Below are 19,631 nucleotides of genomic sequence, written 5' to 3' on the forward strand. Positions count from 1 at the left end.
CGACCGGCTCCACCGACGCCCTCGCCCCGACGACAGCCGCGGTCGACAAGGCCCCGGCTGCGGCCGCGGCCGCCGACCGTGGTCCGGCCGGGTGGGTAGCCCACTCAACGGAGGACGAGCCTGTCCCGGCAGTGTTCCGGGCAGGAGAGGCCGACCTGCCGGTGCTGGTCACCGGGCCTGCGGTCCGCGGCGAGCAGGGTGAGTGGTTCGTGCCCACCTCGACCGGCGCGAGTGTCCCCGCCGAGCAGCTGCACACCCCAGACCGGCCCGGGCTGGGGTATCAGCCCGAGTGGGCTGATACCGCGGGCAACCTCGACCCGGCGGCGTTCGAGCGGGCACACCTCGCCGTGCACGGGTCATCATTTCCCGACGTGCTCGAAGGTGAATCACAGGAGGCCGCGACCTTCCTGCGGTCACGCCTCGCGTCGGAACAGCCGTCCGTAGAGGCGCACGACCCGCAGCGGGAGCGGATCGTGCAAACTGCACCAGCAAGCGGAGGACTTCTACGCAGGCCAGTACCAAGGCTCGCCCGCTCAGGAGCACGTCCGGGCGCGGTTCGGTGACGGGCTCGAGGGCCCGGACTCACCGATGCGGCCCGGGTACGCGCCGGCGGAGTGGCGCGCGCTGACCGATCACCTGGTGCAGCAGGGCGCGACCGAGCAGGAAGTCATCGCCGCCGGCCTGGCGCGGGTGAACTCCACCGGGCGCGTGAACGACGTGTTCCGCAACCGGGTCGTTATGGGCGTGCGCGACCACGCCGACGGCGCGCTGGTCGGGTTCACCGGCCGCGACCTGTCCGACGGCGCGCACGGCGCACCGAAGTACCTCAACACCCCGCAGACGGCCGCGTTCGACAAGAGCCGGCTGCTGCTCGGGCTGGCCGAGGCACCCGAAGGTGCTGAGGTCACCCGAGTGGAGGGGATGATGGACGTCGCCGCGGTCAACCTCGCCGGTGAGGGCAAGGTCGTCGGCGTCGCGCCGATGGGCACCGCCCTGACCGATCAAGCAGCCGAGCTGCTGGCCGCACGCGCGGTCAACGGGCGGGTGCGCTCGGCGCTGGACAACGACGAGGCCGGCCGCAAGGCCGCCGAGCACGACGTGGCCCAGCTCGCGCCGTACGGCGTCTCGACCCGGCAGATCAGCCTCGCCGAGGGCGACCCGGCCGAGGCGTACCAGCGCAACCGGGACGGCCTGGCCGGTCAGCTGAGCGTGCCGTCCAGCGTGCTGCCGCCGGTCGGTGCCGCTCTGCTCGACCAGGAGCTGGCCGAACGACCGTTCGGGAACTCCACGGAGCGGTGGCAGGCAGTCCAGGCCGCATCACGTCACGTCGCCGCCGCGCCGCGCCAGGACCAGCGCGAGATGGTCTCGGCCGCGGTCGATGCCGTGATGCGCCGCGACCCGGCAACGCCCCGTGATGCGGCCTGGGAGCACGTCAACGCCGAGCTGTCGGCCGACCGTCCCGGTCGCCGCTGGGCGCCCGGGACGTCGTGGCAGACACTCGCCGCGGATCTCGCCGGCGACGTTGACGCCGCTCGAGGCGAGGGCCGGACGGAGGCGCTGGAGGCGGCTGACCGGGAAGCCAACCGGGCCGTCCTCGAGCACGACCGGGCCCGGCTGCACGAGGGTCGCCGGCAGCAAGCGATCGCCGCTGACCCGGCCGACCTGGACCCCGACACCCGGGACCGAGTGATCCGGGATGAGGAGTACGCCCGCAACCAGCACGACGGGAACGCCATCGCGTCCACATCCGCCGCGGCTGACCTGCGCGCCACCGCCGCATCGCTGGCACCAGCAGCCGACGTCGACCAGGACCAGCCCGAGGACGCCCGGCGTACGACGGCACCGCCGGCGTCACGACCGGCCGAACGGCCGGCGGTGTACGACCGGGCCGCGGGCGCCGACCTGAGCAACGTCGACACCGGCACCGCGAACGCCCGCAGGCAGGCCAGCGCCGCGTTCTCCCGGTCCACACCCGAGTCGGTCGGCGCCGCTCGCTCCCGTGCCGGCAACCGCGGCCGCAAACCGGCGAAGTCGGCCCTGTCGCCACGCCGCGGCCGCAACAACGACCTGGGTCGGTGACGACGGTCATGACCGGGTCCGGCTACCGCACCGACCCGATCCCCAGACGTGGCACGTTCCTGATCGAGGACACCCGGCACTGCCTGTGGCTGATCGTCGATCAGGTCGTCTTCCGGGTCGGCGGGGGAGAGGGGCAGCGCCTGTCCGGTGCCCTGATGGACCGCATCGGCCCGTGGCGACCACGACAGATCAACCCGCTCTGAGCACGCCAGTAGGCGCCCACCTCACCGTGGGCGCCTACTCGTGTGCTCGCGGCGGTGTCAGTGGTGCCGGAGACGATGGGAGCGGCAGGGGTGCCAACACCGCGAGGAGGTCGCGATGACGTGGGTCAAGGGATACACACTCAAGGAAGGCACACCGGTGCGCGCGCACGAGCGGCGAACCGCGGGCGGCACCGCCGGTCTGCTCGCCGGGGCGCTGCTGGTGACCGGCGCTGCCGGCACGCTCACCTATCAGAACAACCCCACGTTCCGGGATCGGGTGAAGTCCTGGACCGGATCCGCGAACCCCGGACGGGCGCACACCCCGATCCGCGAGGGCGAGAGGCACCGGCTGCGCGTCACACGGGTGCTGGACGGCGACACCTTCCGTGTACGCGATGACCGCGGCCGCGACGCCGGCAAGGTCCGCGTCGTGGGTGTCGACGCACCTGAGCTCGCGCACGACGGCGCGCGGGCGCAGTGCTACGCCAAGACCGCCACCCGCGACCTGCGCGGAATGGTCGACGGCCGATGGGTGACCGTCACCACCGACCCCACGCAGTGGAAGCGCGACGTCTACGGACGCCTGCTCGGCTACGTCAGCGTCGAGCACGGCACGACCGACGTCGGCGCCGCGCTCATCGACCACGGGTCCGCTCGAGCACACGAGCACGGCGACATCCCCACCCAGCGCAAGGCCGAGTACACCGCCCGCGAGACCACCGCCCGCGCACGACAGGCCGGCCGGTGGCGGGCGTGCAGCTGAGCACGGACCCGACCGAACACACCAGGAGCGAGATGAGCAACGCCGACCAGCAAAGCCACGACGTCCTCACCGAGATCCGCGACGTGCTCGCGCAGGCACCCTGCCAGCACTGCGGCCAGATGCCGTACAACCTGCAGGGGCAGCAGCTGCGATCACCGGCCGAGCTCGCGGCCGTCAACGAGCAGGAGCGGCGCCAGTGGCTGGCGTACTTCGTGGGCCTGCGCGCGGACGAGCGGATCCCCAGTGCGCCCTCGCCGTTGGAGGTCGAGACCCTGCGTCGCGAGGCTGCCAAGCGTGGCGAGGGAGTCGCCGTAGCCGAAGGGGCACTGCGCGAGGCGCAGGCAGCGAATGGCTCGGTGGGACTGCTCGCCACCCGACAGACCAAGGACACCGCTGCCCGCCATCTCGCGCAAGCGGAGCGGCAGCTCGACTCCGCTCGGGACAAGGAGGCCAAGGCGACGGCCAAGGCGGAGACCGCGGCCGAGAAGGTGACCGCGGCCGAGAAGGCCCGCGACGTGCACGGGTCCGCTGCCGGGACTGGCAAGGAGGCAGGCAAGGCGCTCGAGCAGCGGCTGCGGCTGCTGCTCGAGGACTACCTGGGGATGCCGAACGCGCCGCGGTGGTTCGACGACGTGCGCGCTGTCTGGGACGGCGAGGACGACTACATGCGCGTCGAAAGGTGCCTGAGCATGCTCGCCTACCGGCGCGCGTTCGCCATCGACGACAATCTCCGCGCACTCGGCGAGGACAAGTTCAGCGGCCCGCGCGGGGACGTCAGGAAGCTGGCCGTCAAGGGTTACCTGTTCCCCCGGATCTCCGGGACAACCGATCTGGCCTGGGGACGCGCTCGAGCAGCGGCTGGTCAAGCTCCTCGAGAAGACCACCGGCTAGCGACCGGAGTCCGGGCCCTGTCCTCGCTCAACGCTGCGGTCCCGCTCCGGCGCATGCGCCGTAGACGTCGGCCGGTGCGCGGTGACGGGGCCGCGCCGCGGCGCCAGGACCGACCGCGCGGCCTGCGCAGTCCGCCGGTTCTGCTGCTGCTCATCGGTGGCGACGCTGCGGTCCAAGTGCTCGATCACCGGGTCAGCGTCGCGGGCGCAACGCGCGTGGCGGACAGTTCGGCGCGCGCGAGGTTGGTGCGCTGGTGCGCGTCGCGTGCGGCCTCGATCGCGCGTGCGGTGCGCTCCATCTGCTGCAGTACGGCCAACCATCCACGGAGGAGTCGACGCCGCCGGCGCGCAGTGCGAGGTTCAGGTGGCGTGCGGCCAGTGCGACATGCTGCGCCTTGACGTACGACGGTGTGCGCTCGGCGTCGTACGGCTGCGCCAGGCTCGAGCGTGTGTAGCGGTCGGCCATGTCCGACAGAGGGCGCAGGACCTCGTCCTCGCCGGCGCGCGCGGCGATCAGGCTGACGGTGCCGGCAGCGTGCGCCGTCTGCACCTTCCACGCGATCGGGTCGTAGGGGTCGAGCCGTTCGAGGTCGTCGTTCCACTGACTCAGCTCCGCCGCGGCCCGCTCGAGGTCGGGTGTCGCGTTGAGCGTGCCCGGCTTGTGCTCCGGCGGCATGTTCTCCCCGCGCCACGTCGTGATCGCGGCCGCGCGTGACTCGTCTGTCTCGTTCGCGGCCCACCGCTTGCGCAGCTGCGTCAGAGACAGATCCGGTGCGAGTTTGCTGCCGGCGAACCGCACTCGTGAATCCGCACCGGCGCTCTTGTCGGGTGCGGTCGGCTTGTCGAGCTGGACGCTGTAGCCGGTGACCTCATCACGACCACCGGGCGCCCAGCGCGGTTCGATGTCGATACCGGCGTCGAGCACGTTGTAGACCCACTCCGCCTCGGTGCGCGATGCCTGAGCGGCGCCGCGTACGACGCGCTGCAAGTACACGCGGTCCGGGTCAACCGGACCCTTGCCCTTGCCCTTCGGCACCGCACCACGGTCCGCGCCGCGACGCTGTTCGGCGCGCGTGTACTTCGACGCACCGCGGCCCTTGGCGTCCAGACCACGGTCGCGCAGCGGCACGACGAAGTCATGCTTGTCCTCCATCTGCCGACGCAGCACCTGCGTGTACGGCATGTCCCGCATCGCCCGCCCGGTCTCGGGGTCGGTGTAGGACAGCTCGACGCGCTCACCGTTGTTGCGGACCAGGTTCACCAGAAGGTGAATGTGGTCGTTGCCCTTGGCGGACTTGCCGTGCCGCATCGCGGCCCAGCGCGCGGAGTCCTCCGCGCGCCCGGTCTCGAAACCCATGCCCTGGACGAACTCCTGCGCGAGCGTCGCCCACTGCTCATCGGTGTACTCACCCTCGCTCGGGTCCAGCGACATCGTCACGTGATACACGTGCACCTGCTCACGCTCGGACGCCTGCGATGAGTGCAGCGACTCACGCGAGACACCACCACCGGGGGCGCCGGCGTACGCGCGCTGGTCGACGTACTGCGCACGCCACGAAGCCTCGATGACCCGCCCGAGCTCGGCCGCCTCGACCGGGTCTAGGTAGCCGCCCCACTCAGCGACCAGACCGGGAGACCCAGCGATCATGTGCTGGTCGGTGTGCTCGTTCGCCTTGCCGTCGGAGTACAGGTAACGAGTCGCGCCGGACATGTCACGCCCCTGACCCAAGACGCTGATGATCACTGGTCGCGCTCCTGCTCACGCTCGATCAGGTAGCGCGGGTTCTCGTACTTCGTCACGATCGGCGACTCCCCACCGGGTAGCTGCGCGAGCACGGCGTTGAAGTGCTCGTACTGCCGCTCCAGGTACTCCATCACCGCGAGCAGCTGCGCCAGCTGCACCTCACCGGTGGAGTTGGCGACCTTCGCGATCTGGTTCACGTTCGACAGCGCCATTGCGATGCCGCGACGTGCGCCGAAGACCTCCGAGTAGATCGCGCTCATCCGCTCCGCCGCGACAGCATCCCCAGTCCACAGCGCCCGCTCGTACAGCCGCGGCACACTCACGCCCTGCGCCGCGGCCATCGCCTTCACTCGGACCCACTCGGCATCCGAGTGAGCGATGACCGTGCGATGACTACGAGGCCCCGCCGAGTCATTCGCACGACGACGGCCCCGGAACAAACGACGCCGCTGCGTCGCCTCCGGGGACTCCTCGCCCGACCTCCCAACCGGGGACCCGGGGGTCGGCTCGTCTGTCGTCATGCCTTGCATTTTGCCTCATCGGTCCGTCAGGGCGCCAGCCCCAAGGACCGCTTAATGCACATAAGTGCGTATCTTGCTGGCTCCAAGCACCATCGCTATGGCACCTGCGTCCGATTTCGGTCGCGCGGCGACCACGCCACGAGATGGTGGGTGCGTCTCACCCTCTCTCCGTCAGCGCCCGTTGGTACCCTGCTGGAACAGCAAGGCCAGGTCGTCGGCGCCGACAGAGCAGCCGAACACATGGCCTCCGCGCACGAACGGGGAAGGGAATCACGACGCATGAGCACACAGGACCGGGCCCGTCAGCTACTCGAGAAGCGCATGACTGCGATCGCCGAGCTGGAAGATGCCAACGCAGCCCTCGAGGACGCGAAGAAGGCACTCACTGCAGCCGCGAAGAAGCAGGGCGACGCATGGAGCGGTGCGCGCGCCTCCGGGTGGACCGAGCGCGAACTGACCAAGGACCTCGGCTTCAGCCGACCTGCGAACCGCAGCGGCGGTCGGCCCAAGGGCGCCGGCCGGAAAGGGACCGCAGCTGTTGGACGTCCGGCGTCCCCAGAGCCGACTCCAGTCGACCCGATGAGATCGGACACCGTGGCGCCATCCGCATGACAGGAGCCACCCGGATCAAGGCGTCAGGACGAGCACATCTCCACTGCACCTAGCGGTCGAGGTCGTTTCCCCGGTTCGGACTAGGACGATGTCCTGAGAACGGCCGCGTCGCTCCAGGAGAGGAGCGCGTAGCGGACGGACCTGCTGGGGATCGACCAGGAGACACCGCCGAGCGAAAGGCCCGGGCGCGCTGAGCGCCCGGGTCCTTTGCTTGCTCGCCGCCCATACGCTCAGGGACGGCAGCGCCTTCGGGCAGCTGGTAGCGGATGACCTCGACGTCGTAGGTGCTCTCGAGGTGGTCGACGACGTCGGCCGCGACGGACCGGTCCGACCCGGTCGGGAACAACCCGGAAGTGACTTCTGAGGGCACCCACCGGCCGCCGAGCGTGTTGACCAGGTCGCTGCCGGTTCCGGCTTCCATCGCGAGCCGGTCGTCGCGCCAGCGCCCGTGCGCGCGGCCCTCGGACTGCTGCCGGGTGCACTCGACGTCGACGACCGTCACGCTGTATCCCGACCGGTAGAGGTTCTCGAGCAGCTGTTGGGCGTTCGCGCGGTTCGACAGCGTCCCGTCGACCACGACGTTCATGCCGGCGCCGACTGCTTCCTGCAGGGCGTCCTTGGCGATGCGGCCTGACTCCTCGTGCACCAGTGAGGCGAACTCGCGCGGCTGGAACTCATGACCGCGCGCCTCGGCCGCGCGCACCTGGGCATCCTTCAGCCAGGCGTCGTACGTGCCATCGCGCAACGCCTCGAGCAGGATCGCGTCCTTGAAGTCGTCAGAGTTGATGACCAGCCACTCATCGCGGCTCGAGCCACGCTCGGCCAGGACCCGGTCCAGCGACGACGTCTTGCCGGCGCCGGGAGGGCCGGCGAGCACGACCGCCTGCCGGTCAGCCTTCGCGTCGGGCTTGGCCTGGCGGTGCTCGGCCAGGAACCGGTCGTGCAGCTGCGCGCGCTGCGGCCGCGGGCGGCCGTTGCCGAACCATGCGGGGTTGTTCACCGTCGCGCGGCGGCCGGTGGCCGTCAACGGCCCCTCCGGTGCGGCGAGCTCGGTCAGGACACGCTGGTGCTGCTCAAGATCCACGGCCACGCCCGCGACACTACTGAGCCGCCGACCGGGTCGGTCGGCGGCTCAGAGGTGCCGGAAAGATTTCGCGAAATTTTTGCAACACGATCGGCAACGGGCCAACGATCCGGGGCCGATCGCCACGTCACGTGCTCGCCTGCGCCTCCCGCGCCTCGACACGGTCGAAGATCACGCCGTAGTCGTCGTAGGTGATGTACCCGCGCCGGGTCGCGGTGCCCAGATCGCTCCAGTCGTCACCGAAACCGGCAACGTTCCACTCGACCACGTCCGGGTCGGGCTCACGCGGCGGGTACGGCCACGACGACAGCTCATCCAGCATCTGCTCACGGTCGATGTCGCCGGCGGCGTACCGCTGCGCGATCTCCAACGGGCGCGCACCCGAGAAACCCTCACGCACCGGTGCCACACCGCGGGCGGTCTTGAGCCGCTGGTTCACCGCCGGAGCGGACACACCCAGCAGCTCGGCCACCTTCACCTGCGCCACCGAACCACCGTCAACCGCGGCCACCAGGGCGCGGGCGACGTCGATCGGCACCAGCGCCTCACGCGCGGCCGCTCGAGCAACATCCTGCAGCACAGCCTCATCAGCCGGCTTCGTCTCATGAACAGTCATCGCAAACCTCCTCACTACCCATATTAAGGCCGCCTTAATTCGATGTCGAGCGCGGCGGCGGGGTGAGGTCAGCACCGGCGCCGCTGGTGTCGAAGGGTGCGCCGCGGGCGGTTTCGACCAGAGCGGTGATCGCGGCCATGATTGCTGCGGTCGCCTCAGCTACTGCAGCCGTGTCGTTGCCCCGGTTAGCCCATCGGGTGAGGTCGATCGGGTCGCCGACGACCAGGTGGGCACGGTGGCGGTGCCAGATATGCCGGCTCCCAGGGCGCGGACCCCACATCCCGACGGGCACGACGGGCACATGTGGATGGTTCAGAGCGAGTCGGGCCGCGCCGGTCTTGCCCGGACCGGGGCGTAGATCCGGTTCGCGGGTGAGCCTGCCCTCGGGGTAGATCACCACGACCTGCCCGTGCTCCAGCCGCGCGGCCGCAACCTCGAGCGCGTGCGCGGCCGCCTCCGTGCCGCGGTGTACGGGGATCTGCCCGGTCTGGCGGGCGAGCCAACCAACCACGGGCCAGGAGAACACCTCCGCCATCGCCAGCGCGTGCGGGAAGCGGCGGTGCCCGATCACCGTCCGCGCCAGCGCGAGGGCCTCAGTCATGGACAGATGGTTGGCCACGACCAGCACCGGGCCAGTACGTGGAATTCCTGCTGAGCGAACGAAGCTCACCCGGTGCGGAACCTTCGACGCCCCCCAGACCAGGGCGAACCCTGCCGCGTTCCTGACGTGCCGGCGCAGCCCGGTCGCGGGTGGTCGGACGGCAACAGGCGAGCCACCGGTACCGGCGCGGTCGGTCATGAGCGCGCCTCACTTCGTGTCGCGGTGGCCCAGGTCTTGCGCGTCATCCGCGGCAGGATGAAGAACGCATACGCCTCGAAAACGAGGACCGCCTCCGCCCACACAGCACGAACTGTCGGCGTCTGGTCTGCGTGGTGAGACCAGACGAGTACGCCGACGCCCACGCCCATCACCACCGGCCACAGCAGCGCGATCGCGCTCACTGACTGCAACCGTGGCAGCCACCTGTCCCGGGTGGCTTTGTCCGCGCAGACCACAATGGGCAGCCCGGCGGCGAGAACCCAGACCATCACGGCTGCGACGTACAAGAAGACCGTTAGCGCCACCAGGAGCAGGAACACGGACGGGATATAGACCGCTGCGGACGACGGTGGGAGGCCGTCGATGTCCAGCGCCCCCCTCAGCGCAGCGCCGACCGGGCTACCGTGCGCCTGATCCCGCACGACCCGCACAGCCACAGCTCGAGTCCCTGCAGCAGCCGCGAGCACCCCTCCGGAGCACACCACCACCGCGACAGTCGTCCACGCCCACGACCGCGCGTTGCTCGTGGACCTGCTGACCGCTACCTCGATCAGCACCACAAGCACACCGGCAGCCACGATGTAGTACGGCCAGGCGCTCCAGCTGGACGGAGCCAGCAGGCCGCCGATCGCGTCCGCAGAATCGTTCATCGCTGGGCCCCGGCGGCATATCCCTCAGGCCCCAACCTCCGCAGCGCGTCGAGTGCATCACGGCTCGCGCTGGCCACCCGAAGAAGGTGGAACCACGTCACGCCAAGGCAGCCGATGAAGATCACCCCGAGGAAGACGGTGCCCAGCCACATCGTGAGAGCGAATGCGCCCTCCGTCTTGACTTGGGCGTCCACCAGGAGGTCGAACACCCACGGGATCGACAGCAGAGCGACCAGACACACCGCCGCGAAAGTAGCACTGCCCGCAGCCATCTTCGCTCGGTCCATGTGCTGAGCTTTGGCGAGCTGCGCAATCTGCAGCTCTGCATTGAGTCGAGCGATGTCGTTCTGGTTCGTAGACTTGTCCATGATCGAGCTCCAATCTCGGTCAGGGCCTGGCGTGGTGTTGCTGCACCCGCCAGGCCATTCACTTTGTGCTGACTAGTCGCCGCTGCGAACCCGGCTGCGCAGGTAGAAGTAGACGCCCGCGCTGAACATGAGTCCTGCGGCGATCCAGCCAACCACGACAGCGACACCGACCACTCCTGGCGGGATCGCGTCATCGGTCACCACCATGAGCAGCCATGTCGCAAGAAACACGACCGAGGCCATCAACATGCACTTGTTCGCCAGCCGGTCGTCGTCGGCGCGATCCGCGGCCGCCAGGACGGAGTTACGCGTCCGATTCGCATCGTTCATGCTCGAGCTCCAATCTCGTGTGGGTCGGGCCGGCGTTGCTGCACTGGCCCGGCCATCCTTGTCGGCAGGTGTGACAGCCCACGACTTCGCGCCGTCCTAGCGGATCAGGCGAGCGTCGAGATCGTGCAGGGTGCTGAGGCCGTTCGGCTCCCACCAGCCCTCTCGGATCGCGCGGTGGAGCTCGGTCTGATCGCGCTCGGCTGTCCACGGCGACCGGATCAGCACGCACCGACCGGTCCGCTGATGGCGGCCGTCGACCTCGTACCCGATCAGGTGCCCCTCGGCCGCATCCGCACGGGCTCGGGCGAAGGTCACCAGCCAACGGCCGCCGTCCTGGTCGGGACCAGTGCCCAACCCGGAGGCGTTCCAGCCCCAGTCGGCCTCGCTGGGAAAGCCCGGGATGATGTCTTCACTGCCCGGGTCGTACTGCAGGCCGATCGCCTCGGCGAGCTCTTCGGGTGACTCGTAGGTGGACATGGTCGTCTCCTGACGGGTTCGAGGACGGGTGAGCAGATCGCCTGGCTCACAGGCCAGGACCTCGCACAGACCCTCAAGGGTCCGCATGGTCAGACGCTCCGGCCGGGCTCGCACCATCCGCGACAGCTGGGCCTCCGAGGGCGTCTCATCACCCAGGACGAGCTCCAGCCGGCGCCGCAGCTCGGCGCTGTACCGGATCTCGCGGTCACTCATCACACGCTGCAGCTGCCATACGAGCTTGACGGGGTGTACTTCCATACCCACAGCGCATCATACGATGATTAGCACTGTCAAGACCGGCAAACATGCATGTAATGCAATTTTATTGCGTGCAACGCCGATAATTATGATTATGTCAATCAGCCAACCTGAATGCCCCGCTCGTCGCGAGCTGCACCACGGTGGCAGCCAGGTGCACAGCAGCGCGTGCCTCGTCGGGCGTCTCATGACGCGTCGGGCCGAGACCGCCGTGCCGCGAGGTCTGACCAGTCCACAACGCCCTCATCAGCGCGAGCACCATGAGGACGCCGCTCTCGGCATCGTTCGACGGCAGCACGCAGGTCCACTTGGTCGGCTTGTCGGACACGTTCGTGATCATGGTGCCGAGCGTTTGCTTGCTGTTCTGCGGTGAGATGTGTGGCGCAAGCGCCGCCTCCACCGCCTTGATGCTCTCGCTGTACGCCTTCACTGGGTCCGGGGTGCGTGCGTACGCCGCCCCCCAAGCCTCGGCGAGGTGTCCTCCAGCCGACGTCTCCCCTGCTGAGTCAACGACCTCCTGGACCTCGGCCTTGACGGCGGGCAGAACCTGCGTCAGAAGCCCCCTGTGATCGGGCTTCACACGAAACAGCGAGTTTCCCCGTGCCAGCAGTTTGTCCAGCTCTTGGACGTCTTCATAACCGACCGACGAATCCCACTCAGTCGAGCTCTCAATTAGGAACTCGACAATGTCGAGCAGCAGGTGGCGGGGTGGTGCGATTGCTTCGGACAACAAGCTGTGGCGACCAGTTGCTCCGTAGCCATAGCTCGGTAGGCGTAGGGACACACACACTTTCTCGAGCAGGTCATCGTTCCCGGTCAGGATCGCGTGGCACCAGTCGCGCAGCGGGGCGACAAGGTGCTCCGGGACCCCATCGAACGGCCCTTCCAACGCATGCCGTCGCTTCCGCTCCCCTGGCCGCCAGTCACTCATGCACGAACGATAAGCGCGCCGTCTCGGCAGCACGGTGCAGATTCGCTAAGGCACACGCGGTCGTCGCTGCACGTCTCGGGCGTTCAGCCAGACGTTGACGGTGCCTCCGCACCGGGCATAGTCGCGCCAGGTGACATGCACCCTCTCCCCCAGCCACCTGACGGCCTTCGCGGCGACGTGCTGGTGGGTTCCGTCCGGCCACTCGACCCGGGCCGTGACGTCGATCGGGTGGGGCGCGTAGCCGATCCGCTCGAGTCTGGCGTCTGACGGCCAGTCCTGATTGGTCGGCAGCTGGTGCTGCGGCCGCCGGCCGTCGTTCTGTCCCACCACTCCCCCAGCGTCTCGCGGACCACTGACGCACGGCTTGAGGCCTGACCTCCCGCGACCTGTTGTGCGTCGCGGGAGGTCAGGGGCACAGGAGCCGATTAGACGACGGCGTGGATCCGGGCTCGTCGGTGGTAGTCGGCGAGCTGCTCGAGGTCGTCGGCTTGGTTGCGTGCGATCACGCGCTGGGCCTCGAACGCCTCGCCATCTGCGATGTGTCGCAGCCACTCGTGTGCTCGGTCGATCAGCGGCAGGAGGTTGTCCTCCGTGACGGACAGGTCTTCCGGGGCTAGGCATCGGGCGCCGACGCCGCGCGGTTCGACGCGGATGCGAACCCTCCAGCCACTGGAGTGATCCTGCGTCTCGATCGTCCACAGCCAGTTGAGGTCACTGGGCAGGCCTTCGCCTTCGGCCGGGTGGAACGGCTCGGTGATGGTGTCTTCGGTGGGGTGGGCGCCGGCCCACAGGCGATACAGGTGCACGTCCGGTCGCTGACCGAAGACGATGCACTCGTTCAGAAACCTGGCCAGCGGTGCCAGTTTGTACATCGGTGATCCCCACCGCGCGTACAGCATCTCGGGCTCCAGGCCGGGGTAGTCGCTCCAGGTGACGACGGCTCGCATTCCCATGACGGATCCTTCCGCTCGTGTGGTCTCTGGGCTCAGGCCTGGCCGTGGATCGGCCAGCCGTCCTCGTCGACCGGAGTCGGTGCGGTGGGCGCCGGTGCGCCCCCTCGGGTGCTGAGCTGCAGGTCCTGCGTCCACATGGGCGCGATGTAGTCGGTCACGACCTTGTTGGATCGGCCGGTGGTGCCGTCCTCGCGCTGCCAGACCTCGACCTCGAGGCGGCCGGCGAACCGGACTCGCAGGTTCTTGCGACCGCTCGGCGCGGTGCGGCACAGGCCCTCGGCGTCCTGGCCGAAGACGACCAGGTCGTACGCGATGGTCTCGAGGTCGCCCCACTCCCCCGTCGAGGTGTTGCGTGCGCGCACGGTGTGCAGGGCTCGGACTCGGGCGTATGGCTTGCCCGTCTTGGACTGCTCGAGCTCGGGCATCTTGATCAGGTTGGCCGTGGTCTCGACTCGCGTGCTCATCGTGTCCTCCTGTGGTGTGGTTTATAGTTAGAGTCTACTTGTGTTCTGGTCTAGTGGGTAGTGCCTACTTGTTTTATCTCACATGGTGAGCACCCAGAAAATCGCAGCATTCCGCGCGAAACCGGGCCACCCCCACCCCTCCAAGGCCGCCTTTCCCCGAGCTCTACGCCACCGCCGGCGGGCTCGACCAGCTGCGCCGGCCACGGGCGCCGACGCCGTGGTGCTGGGCTCGGGTGGCTCGCCCGACGCGGCAGCGGCGGGCGAGCCGCACGAGCACAGCACCACACCACACAGACAGCCCGCAGGGCTGGCCGCCACCACCGGCCCAACGGGCCGGCGGCCCGACCCCTACGGGGCCGAGCCGCCGTGGTGTCACCGGGCGCGGAACAGGTCCTTGGGGCCGATCGCGCGGTCATAGATCGCGAGGATCAGAGCGGCAAGGCGGTAGTGCTCACGCGCGTTGAGCGCGTCAAGCCGTGCGCGCAGCATGGCGGTCTCGATCCTGCCCGCGGCGTAGGTCAGGCAGGCCGCGACGGTGAGGAAGGGCACGGCGTCGGGGCCGTCGGCAAGCCGCACGACGGCCCGGCGCAGCGCGTCCACGTTGAGCCGGTCGGCGAACTTGCGCAGGGGCTCGACGTCGGCGCCGACGTCGGTCGGCATCGGCCACGGGAAGGTGGCGGCGGTGCCGATGATGACGTCTCGGACGTCGACGTCCTGGAGCGCGTAGGCGGCCGCCTGCACGTCGGCGTCGTCTGCGGTGCCCTCGAGGACGTGGACCCATGCGTCCACCCACGGCCGGCCGGTGTCCTTCGGCGTGAGGGTGCCCCGAGCCGCCCATGCGGCGACCATGCCGTCGCGGTCGTGGGTGGGCGCGGGCGCAAGGTGGGTGAGGTCGTCGCTGACCTCGTCAAGCGGTGCGCTCTCCTGAGTGACGGTGTCGGTCACCATGCCGCCGCTGACCAGGAGCGACCCGAGTAGGGCGGCGTCGCTCATGCTCACCTCGACCTCGGCGGCTGCCATGAGCGGAAGCACCCGCCCGGGTGCGTCCTCGTAGCCGACCAGGTGAAAGAACTCTGCGCGCTGTGCAGCCAGGTCGCGGACTGCGTTGATCGCCACCAACCGCGCCTCCTGCTCGGGCTCGCGGGGCACTGTGGCGACGCCGACGATGGTGGCCTTGCCCTCCTGCTCGGCTAGCGCGACGACACAGAGCATGTCGCGCGGCTGGTAGCCGATCATGCGCGGCAGTGCGGTCGCCAGACCCTGGGGCGTGATGGTGGGCGTTGCAGCCATGGTGTCCTCCTGTGGTGTGGTTGATAGTTAGAGTCTACTTGTTTTCTGCCCTAGTGGGTAGTGCCTACTTGTTTTGTCTCAGGTGGTGGACTCCCCCGCGTTCTCCTGGCTCGGGCGCCGGTGGTCGCGGATCTGGTGGTACCTGACTCGGGCGACGTTCCACCCTTCGGGCCGGTAGACCGTGACGGTCTTGGCGTTGACGCGGGTCACACGTTCCCACTCGTTGCGGCGGATCTGGATGAGGTCGCCGGGGGCGATGTCCTCACGGGTGTAGGCGCGCGTCTGGCCTGCCTCGACCTGCTGGGCGCGTACGTGCCGCCAGTGCTCGAGCTGCGCGCGTGCGTGGTCGAGTTCTTCGCTGGGGCGGCCGTTGGTCTGCCGCTCGAGGCGGCGCACATCGGCAGTGAGTGCGTCGATGCGGCGGGCGACCTGGTGCGGCTCCTCGCGGCCGCTGGCCTCGCTGGCTGCCGTCTCGGCTCGGCGCCGGGCCTCGTCGGCCTGGCGCTGCTGCTCGACGCTGCGGCCAAGCAGAGCGTGGGCGCGCTCCTGGTCGCGCTCGGCTCCGCGCTGGCTGTGGTGGCCGACGAGGATCGGCTGACCTCCCGCGAACCGCTGGTTGATCTGCTCCGCCCTGTTCCATGCTGCGTCGCTGTCGGCCTGGCGTCGTTCGGCTCGCTGGGCGAACCGCTCGGCTCGGTCGCTTGCGCGCTCGGCCCGGTCGGCCTCGGCCTCGACCTGGTCGCGGGGCGTGGCGTCGATGGTCACCGCCACGGTGAACCCTGCGGTCCGCAGGTCGGTCGCGGTCTGCTCGATCGCGTCGCGCTTGGGCGCACGGTCTCGGGTGTGCGGCAGGTACCACGCGCCCAGGTTGCGGCTCCATCGCCACCTGTTCGCGACCAGGGCCGGCTTGGTGCCGTCACCGCGCGCGGTGCCCTCGATCGTGGTCCCTTCGGCGCTGGTGTGGGTGATGTGCAGGTCTGCGGTGTCGCTTCGGGTCATGGCGTGTCCTGTCTGTTGGGTGGGCTGGGTGTCAGTGCTCAGGCGGGGATGCCCAAGAAGGCGTGAAGTGCGGTGTCGAGTCCTGCGGGTGCGACGGGGTCGGCGTCCCACAGGTAGCGGCCGGTTCGGGCTTCGTCGCGTGCGCACTCGGCCGCGAAACGCTCCGCGTCGTCACGGCTGACCAGGCTGAACTGAACGGCGTAGGCATAGGCGGCGCGGTGGACGTACTCGACCGCGCGGCGCACCTCTGGCGGCTGCTCGTCGGGGCACTGCTCGGCCTCGTAGCCGTGCTGGCACAGCTGCGGCGCGTCGATCATGGGTCCTCCCGCTATTGGATGAGTGGCTACTTGTTTGTCAGGCGCGCGGGATGCGGCGGGCCTGGATGGCGTGCACGATCTCCATCAGGTCGCGGACGTAGTCCAACGTCGCGACCCCCGCGCGCCCCTGCTCGACCTCGCCCAGCCAGCGGTCGGCCTTGCTGAGCGCTTCGTCGTGGATCGCGTCGAGGATGCGGCAGGCCTCGGCGTGGTTGGTCGGGCGGTCCTGGACACGCCACAGGGCCGAGTCAAGGCCTGCCTCTCGGGCCAGCATCACCGGGTTGGCCGTGGTCTCGACTCGCGTGCTCATCGTGTCCTCCTGTGGTGTGGTTGATAGTTAGAGTCTACTTGTTTTATTGCCTAGTGGGTAGTGCCTACTTGTTTTGTCTCACATGGTGAGCACCCAGAAAACCGCAGCATTCCGCGCGAAACCGGGCCACCCCCACCCCTCCAAGGCCGCCTGTCCCCCGAGCTCTACGCCACCACCGGCGGGCTCGACCAGCTGAGACCGGCCACGGGCGCCGACGCCGTGGTGCTGGGCTCGGGTGGCTCGCCCGACGCGGCAGCGGCGGGCGAGCCGCACGCGCACAGCACCACACCACACAGACAGCCCGCCAGGGCTGGCCGCCACCACCGGCCGCAGGCCGGCGGCCCGACCCCACCCGAGGCCGAGCCGCCGGTGACGCTCAGTCCTCGTCGGGGAGCATGATGACGAAGGTCATCGCGCCGCTGTCGTCGGCACCGACGACCAGGTGCAGGGTGCGGTCCTCGGCCTCTTCGGCGGGGCGGTCGCCAGGGACGCGGGCGACGGTGAAGGCGAACCGCTCCCCCACTCGGACGCTGGCCTGCCGACTCGCGGCGGAGCGTGCGGCCATCCCGGCGAGCATGAGCACGTCCCACAGCCGCGCGCGCTGGTGCTGGTAGGCGCGCGGGTTGGCCTTCTCCTGGGTCGGCCCCCACTCGATCGCGTCGGTCCAGGCGGCGTCGGTGGCGTCCACCGGGACGGTGAACCCGGCGGCCTGGGCAGTGGTGCGGTCCAGGGCGTGCAGGGTGCGGTCGCGCAGGGCGTCGGCGCGCGAGTACGCGGCGATGACCTCGGCCGAGTCCCAGAAGTTGCTGCTCATGGTGTCCTCCTGTGGTGTGGTTGATAGTTAGAGTCTACTTGTTTTCTGGTCTAGTGGGTAGTGCCTACTTGTTTTGTCTCACCCTGTGGGCGATCGCTGCGGGGAGTGAGCCGCGCGGGGCGGCTCACTCCCCTGGTGCTGCTACTTGGTGATGCTGCGCTCGGCCTCGGTGGCCTGGTGGCCTGCCTTGATGAGGGCTCGCATCATGTGCCCGTCGATGCTGTCGGGGTACTTGTGAGTGGTGAGGCTGGTTCCGGCCTCCCATTGCATGAGGGCGACGACGGCGGCCAGCGTCTGGCGGCGCTTGGCGGTGGTGCGGGGGCTCTTGATCTGCCGCAGGATCTGCGCGGCGTCGGCGTGGAACAGCGGCGCGATCTGGACCAGGTTGGGCCGGTTCCCCTGCGCGAGCCAGGCCGCGACGATGTTCTCGTGCCCGGTGGGCGGCGTCTTCGCGTCGAGCAGGCCAGCGATGAAGGCGCGGCGGGCCTGCTCGGCCTCGCCCCACTCGTTGCGGGCCTGAGTCGCGGCGCGGCGCTGCTCCTTGGCCTGCTCGGCGTCCAGGATGCTGCCCTGGGCGTCGGTGGTGCGCTTCATGTAGCCGTTCTGGGAGGGCTTGCTGACCAGGGCCTCCACGCGGACGTACTTCTCGGTCACGTTGTTGCCGTCCTTGTCCTTGCCGCGTCGGCGGTCGATGCTCAGCGCCAGCTCGACCCCGGGCATCTGCGCCAGCACCTCCGGGTCCTGCGGCAGCGGCTTGCCCTCGCGCGTGGTGACCTCCTTCGGGGTCAGGCGCCGGTCGTCGTAGTCCTTCCTGGTCAGCCGTGCGCCCTTGTCCTGCCAGTACTCGCGCGCCTGGCTCATCAGAGCCTCGTCCTCCTTGGCGCTGTGCCAGGAGTCGATACGACGCTTGAGCCCGTCACCACTCGACCGGAAGGCGGTCAGGAACTCCATCGCCTCCGGGTCGTCCTCGTACGGCGCAAGCAGCGCCAGGTCCGTCAGCGAGAGGCCTTCGCGCTGAGTGACCTTCTCCCCCGTCACTCCGGCCTTGTGGGCCTTCCTGACCGCCTCGACCTCGGCCTTGTCCAGCCCGGTGCGGCGGGCCACATCGGCAGCCTTGACGCCCATCAGCGTCAACTGCTTGACCGCCTCGAACCGGTCGCCCCGACTCATCTGCACGCGCGTCTCGTTGGCGACCCACTGCCGCATGACCCGCTCTGCGTCGTCGGGGCTGTCCCCGACGACGGCGGGCATCTGCTGCGTACCGGCCTCGAGAGCCGCCAGCGTGCGCATCTGGCCGTCCAGGACGACGACCTGCCCCGCGTCGTCGCGGTAGGCCAGCACCGGGACGATCACGCCGTTCTCGCGCACTGAGGCCACGAACTCAGCGCCCAGCGTCGCCTTGGCGTCGCTGCGGATGTTGTCTCCGATCACCACGTCCTGCGGGTTCACCATCTCGATGGTGGGAAGTGCCTGCTTGGTGCCCATGTGGGTTCCTCTCCTGTGGTGTGGTTGATAGTTAGAGTCTACTTGTTTTCTGGTCCAGTGGGTAGTGCCTACTTGTTTTGTCTCACATGGTGAGCACCCAGAAAACCGCAGCATTCCGCGCGAAACCGGGCCACCCCCACCCCTCCAAGGCCGCCTGTCCCCCGAGCTCTACGCCACCACCGGCGGGCTCGACCAGCTGAGACCGGCCACGGGCGCCGACGCCGTGGTGCTGGGCTCGGGTGGCTCGCCCGACGCGGCAGCGGCGGGCGAGCCGCACGCGCACAGCACCACACCACACAGACAGCCCGCCAGGGCTGGCCGCCACCACCGGCCGCAGGCCGGCGGCCACCGCGCGGCAATGAGGGTCTGCCTCCTTGTTTTGCTGCGCGGTGGCCGTTCGGTCAGATGTCGTCGGCCAGGTGCATGGGGTCGCGGTCGTTGCCGTCGATGCGCTTCAGGTCGCGCTCGGGGAACCACCATGACTCGCAGGTCACCGCGTCGCTCGCCGCTGCTGGCGTGTGCATCACGGGGTTGACGTGCTCGGCGAGCAGGTCGCGGACGAACATCGCCGCCCGCTCGCGCGTGGGGGCCGGGACGTCGAAGACGACGGTGATGGTCTGTTCGGGCATGGGTTCTCCTGGTGAGTAGGTAGT

The 19,631-nt window shown here is 69.3% G+C and carries 24 protein-coding genes; 5 read left to right on the forward strand and 19 right to left on the reverse strand.

Going from position 1 to position 19,631, the window contains the following annotated elements:
* The 4 genes from VV01_RS23675 to VV01_RS00020 all read left to right on the forward strand — a co-directional run.
* Positions 1-563: hypothetical protein (locus VV01_RS23675; protein ID WP_197274958.1), on the forward strand; the 563-nt coding region annotated here is incomplete at its 5' end.
* A gap of 25 nt (positions 564-588) precedes the next feature.
* Positions 589-2,079, forward strand: coding sequence for a toprim domain-containing protein (locus VV01_RS00010; protein ID WP_050668095.1), 1,491 nt, complete (start codon positions 589-591; stop codon positions 2,077-2,079).
* Positions 2,076-2,282 (forward strand): hypothetical protein, encoded by a 207-nt coding sequence (locus tag VV01_RS00015; protein WP_050668096.1) that lies wholly within the window; start codon positions 2,076-2,078, stop codon positions 2,280-2,282. The genes VV01_RS00010 and VV01_RS00015 overlap by 4 nt, the downstream gene beginning before the upstream one ends.
* 115 nt (positions 2,283-2,397) lie before the next feature.
* On the forward strand, positions 2,398-3,045 hold the full coding sequence (locus tag VV01_RS00020; RefSeq protein WP_050668097.1) for a thermonuclease family protein: 648 nt from the start codon (positions 2,398-2,400) through the stop codon (positions 3,043-3,045).
* Positions 3,046-4,128: 1,083 nt separating this feature from the next.
* On the opposite strand, the gene VV01_RS00035 is transcribed toward VV01_RS00020, so the two are convergent.
* Both VV01_RS00035 and mobC read right to left on the reverse strand, forming a co-directional pair.
* Complete coding sequence (locus VV01_RS00035; protein WP_157508658.1) at positions 4,129-5,646, reverse strand: relaxase/mobilization nuclease domain-containing protein; 1,518 nt, start codon at positions 5,644-5,646, stop codon at positions 4,129-4,131.
* 29 nt (positions 5,647-5,675) lie between these two features.
* Complete coding sequence (gene mobC, locus VV01_RS23680) at positions 5,676-6,020, reverse strand: plasmid mobilization relaxosome protein MobC (protein WP_197274959.1); 345 nt, start codon at positions 6,018-6,020, stop codon at positions 5,676-5,678.
* Between the two features lie 459 nt (positions 6,021-6,479).
* Here mobC and VV01_RS23060 point away from each other — a divergent pair, with 459 nt between their 5' ends.
* Entirely contained in the window at positions 6,480-6,812 is a 333-nt protein-coding gene (locus VV01_RS23060) for a hypothetical protein (protein ID WP_157508660.1), read from the forward strand.
* Positions 6,813-6,861: 49 nt separating this feature from the next.
* Here VV01_RS23060 and VV01_RS00045 read toward each other — a convergent pair whose 3' ends face one another.
* From VV01_RS00045 to VV01_RS00130, 17 genes are all read right to left on the reverse strand, one after another.
* Complete coding sequence (locus VV01_RS00045; RefSeq protein ID WP_050668102.1) at positions 6,862-7,902, reverse strand: zeta toxin family protein; 1,041 nt, start codon at positions 7,900-7,902, stop codon at positions 6,862-6,864.
* 121 nt (positions 7,903-8,023) lie between these two features.
* A complete protein-coding gene (locus VV01_RS00050; protein ID WP_050668103.1) occupies positions 8,024-8,512 on the reverse strand; it encodes a hypothetical protein in 489 nt (162 codons plus the stop codon).
* Positions 8,513-8,546: 34 nt separating this feature from the next.
* Entirely contained in the window at positions 8,547-9,311 is a 765-nt protein-coding gene (locus VV01_RS00055) for a lysophospholipid acyltransferase family protein (RefSeq protein ID WP_050668104.1), read from the reverse strand.
* The gene (locus VV01_RS23065; protein ID WP_050668105.1) at positions 9,308-9,982 is read right to left on the reverse strand and encodes a hypothetical protein; all 675 of its coding nucleotides are present in this window, start codon (positions 9,980-9,982) and stop codon (positions 9,308-9,310) included. The genes VV01_RS00055 and VV01_RS23065 overlap by 4 nt, the downstream gene beginning before the upstream one ends.
* Complete coding sequence (locus VV01_RS00065; protein WP_050668106.1) at positions 9,979-10,350, reverse strand: hypothetical protein; 372 nt, start codon at positions 10,348-10,350, stop codon at positions 9,979-9,981. The genes VV01_RS23065 and VV01_RS00065 overlap by 4 nt, the downstream gene beginning before the upstream one ends.
* A 72-nt stretch (positions 10,351-10,422) precedes the next feature.
* A complete protein-coding gene (locus VV01_RS00070) occupies positions 10,423-10,680 on the reverse strand; it encodes a hypothetical protein (protein WP_050668107.1) in 258 nt (85 codons plus the stop codon).
* A 96-nt stretch (positions 10,681-10,776) separates the two neighbouring features.
* On the reverse strand, positions 10,777-11,370 hold the full coding sequence (locus VV01_RS00075; protein WP_231635120.1) for a helix-turn-helix domain-containing protein: 594 nt from the start codon (positions 11,368-11,370) through the stop codon (positions 10,777-10,779).
* A 142-nt stretch (positions 11,371-11,512) separates the two neighbouring features.
* Positions 11,513-12,346: a hypothetical protein gene (locus VV01_RS23685; protein WP_050668109.1), complete on the reverse strand. Its 834-nt coding sequence runs from the start codon at positions 12,344-12,346 to the stop codon at positions 11,513-11,515.
* Between the two features lie 425 nt (positions 12,347-12,771).
* Positions 12,772-13,299 (reverse strand): hypothetical protein, encoded by a 528-nt coding sequence (locus VV01_RS00090; protein ID WP_157508661.1) that lies wholly within the window; start codon positions 13,297-13,299, stop codon positions 12,772-12,774.
* Positions 13,300-13,331: 32 nt separating this feature from the next.
* Positions 13,332-13,763 carry a single-stranded DNA-binding protein gene (locus VV01_RS00095; RefSeq protein WP_050668112.1) on the reverse strand — a complete coding sequence of 144 codons (432 nt, stop codon included), beginning with the start codon at positions 13,761-13,763 and terminating at the stop codon, positions 13,332-13,334.
* A 372-nt stretch (positions 13,764-14,135) separates the two neighbouring features.
* Positions 14,136-15,053: a DUF4192 family protein gene (locus tag VV01_RS00100; RefSeq protein ID WP_050668113.1), complete on the reverse strand. Its 918-nt coding sequence runs from the start codon at positions 15,051-15,053 to the stop codon at positions 14,136-14,138.
* Positions 15,054-15,131: 78 nt separating this feature from the next.
* Positions 15,132-16,052 (reverse strand): DUF3560 domain-containing protein, encoded by a 921-nt coding sequence (locus VV01_RS00105; protein ID WP_050668114.1) that lies wholly within the window; start codon positions 16,050-16,052, stop codon positions 15,132-15,134.
* Positions 16,053-16,090: 38 nt separating this feature from the next.
* Positions 16,091-16,369: a hypothetical protein gene (locus tag VV01_RS00110; protein WP_050668115.1), complete on the reverse strand. Its 279-nt coding sequence runs from the start codon at positions 16,367-16,369 to the stop codon at positions 16,091-16,093.
* 37 nt (positions 16,370-16,406) lie between these two features.
* A complete protein-coding gene (locus VV01_RS00115) occupies positions 16,407-16,679 on the reverse strand; it encodes a hypothetical protein (RefSeq protein WP_050668116.1) in 273 nt (90 codons plus the stop codon).
* A 376-nt stretch (positions 16,680-17,055) separates the two neighbouring features.
* Positions 17,056-17,493: a DUF6573 family protein gene (locus VV01_RS00120; protein WP_050668117.1), complete on the reverse strand. Its 438-nt coding sequence runs from the start codon at positions 17,491-17,493 to the stop codon at positions 17,056-17,058.
* 141 nt (positions 17,494-17,634) lie between these two features.
* Positions 17,635-18,978, reverse strand: coding sequence for a ParB/RepB/Spo0J family partition protein (locus VV01_RS00125; protein WP_050668118.1), 1,344 nt, complete (start codon positions 18,976-18,978; stop codon positions 17,635-17,637).
* Between the two features lie 401 nt (positions 18,979-19,379).
* A complete protein-coding gene (locus VV01_RS00130) occupies positions 19,380-19,607 on the reverse strand; it encodes a hypothetical protein (RefSeq protein ID WP_050668119.1) in 228 nt (75 codons plus the stop codon).
* Positions 19,608-19,631 lie beyond the last annotated feature (24 nt).

The organism is Luteipulveratus halotolerans (genome assembly GCF_001247745.1).
In the GTDB taxonomy this organism is placed as follows: domain Bacteria; phylum Actinomycetota; class Actinomycetes; order Actinomycetales; family Dermatophilaceae; genus Luteipulveratus; species Luteipulveratus halotolerans.

Excerpts from the sequence above, each read along its gene's own strand:
- VV01_RS00115 (WP_050668116.1), bottom strand. The coding sequence starts at position 16,679 with ATGAGCACGCGAGTCGAGACCACGGCCAACCCGGTGATGCTGGCCCGA.
- VV01_RS00110 (WP_050668115.1), bottom strand. The coding sequence starts at position 16,369 with ATGATCGACGCGCCGCAGCTGTGCCAGCACGGCTACGAGGCCGAGCAG.
- mobC (WP_197274959.1), bottom strand. The coding sequence starts at position 6,020 with ATGGCCGCGGCGCAGGGCGTGAGTGTGCCGCGGCTGTACGAGCGGGCG.
- VV01_RS00055 (WP_050668104.1), bottom strand. The coding sequence starts at position 9,311 with ATGACCGACCGCGCCGGTACCGGTGGCTCGCCTGTTGCCGTCCGACCA.
- VV01_RS00100 (WP_050668113.1), bottom strand. The coding sequence starts at position 15,053 with ATGGCTGCAACGCCCACCATCACGCCCCAGGGTCTGGCGACCGCACTG.
- VV01_RS00035 (WP_157508658.1), bottom strand. The coding sequence starts at position 5,646 with ATGTCCGGCGCGACTCGTTACCTGTACTCCGACGGCAAGGCGAACGAG.
- VV01_RS23685 (WP_050668109.1), bottom strand. The coding sequence starts at position 12,346 with ATGAGTGACTGGCGGCCAGGGGAGCGGAAGCGACGGCATGCGTTGGAA.
- VV01_RS00065 (WP_050668106.1), bottom strand. The coding sequence starts at position 10,350 with ATGGACAAGTCTACGAACCAGAACGACATCGCTCGACTCAATGCAGAG.
- VV01_RS00020 (WP_050668097.1), top strand. The coding sequence starts at position 2,398 with ATGACGTGGGTCAAGGGATACACACTCAAGGAAGGCACACCGGTGCGC.
- VV01_RS00120 (WP_050668117.1), bottom strand. The coding sequence starts at position 17,493 with ATGAGCAGCAACTTCTGGGACTCGGCCGAGGTCATCGCCGCGTACTCG.
- VV01_RS00010 (WP_050668095.1), top strand. The coding sequence starts at position 589 with ATGCGGCCCGGGTACGCGCCGGCGGAGTGGCGCGCGCTGACCGATCAC.
- VV01_RS00130 (WP_050668119.1), bottom strand. The coding sequence starts at position 19,607 with ATGCCCGAACAGACCATCACCGTCGTCTTCGACGTCCCGGCCCCCACG.
- VV01_RS00075 (WP_231635120.1), bottom strand. The coding sequence starts at position 11,370 with ATGAGTGACCGCGAGATCCGGTACAGCGCCGAGCTGCGGCGCCGGCTG.
- VV01_RS00105 (WP_050668114.1), bottom strand. The coding sequence starts at position 16,052 with ATGACCCGAAGCGACACCGCAGACCTGCACATCACCCACACCAGCGCC.
- VV01_RS00095 (WP_050668112.1), bottom strand. The coding sequence starts at position 13,763 with ATGAGCACGCGAGTCGAGACCACGGCCAACCTGATCAAGATGCCCGAG.
- VV01_RS23060 (WP_157508660.1), top strand. The coding sequence starts at position 6,480 with ATGAGCACACAGGACCGGGCCCGTCAGCTACTCGAGAAGCGCATGACT.
- VV01_RS00050 (WP_050668103.1), bottom strand. The coding sequence starts at position 8,512 with ATGACTGTTCATGAGACGAAGCCGGCTGATGAGGCTGTGCTGCAGGAT.
- VV01_RS23065 (WP_050668105.1), bottom strand. The coding sequence starts at position 9,982 with ATGAACGATTCTGCGGACGCGATCGGCGGCCTGCTGGCTCCGTCCAGC.
- VV01_RS00070 (WP_050668107.1), bottom strand. The coding sequence starts at position 10,680 with ATGAACGATGCGAATCGGACGCGTAACTCCGTCCTGGCGGCCGCGGAT.
- VV01_RS00090 (WP_157508661.1), bottom strand. The coding sequence starts at position 13,299 with ATGGGAATGCGAGCCGTCGTCACCTGGAGCGACTACCCCGGCCTGGAG.
- VV01_RS00125 (WP_050668118.1), bottom strand. The coding sequence starts at position 18,978 with ATGGGCACCAAGCAGGCACTTCCCACCATCGAGATGGTGAACCCGCAG.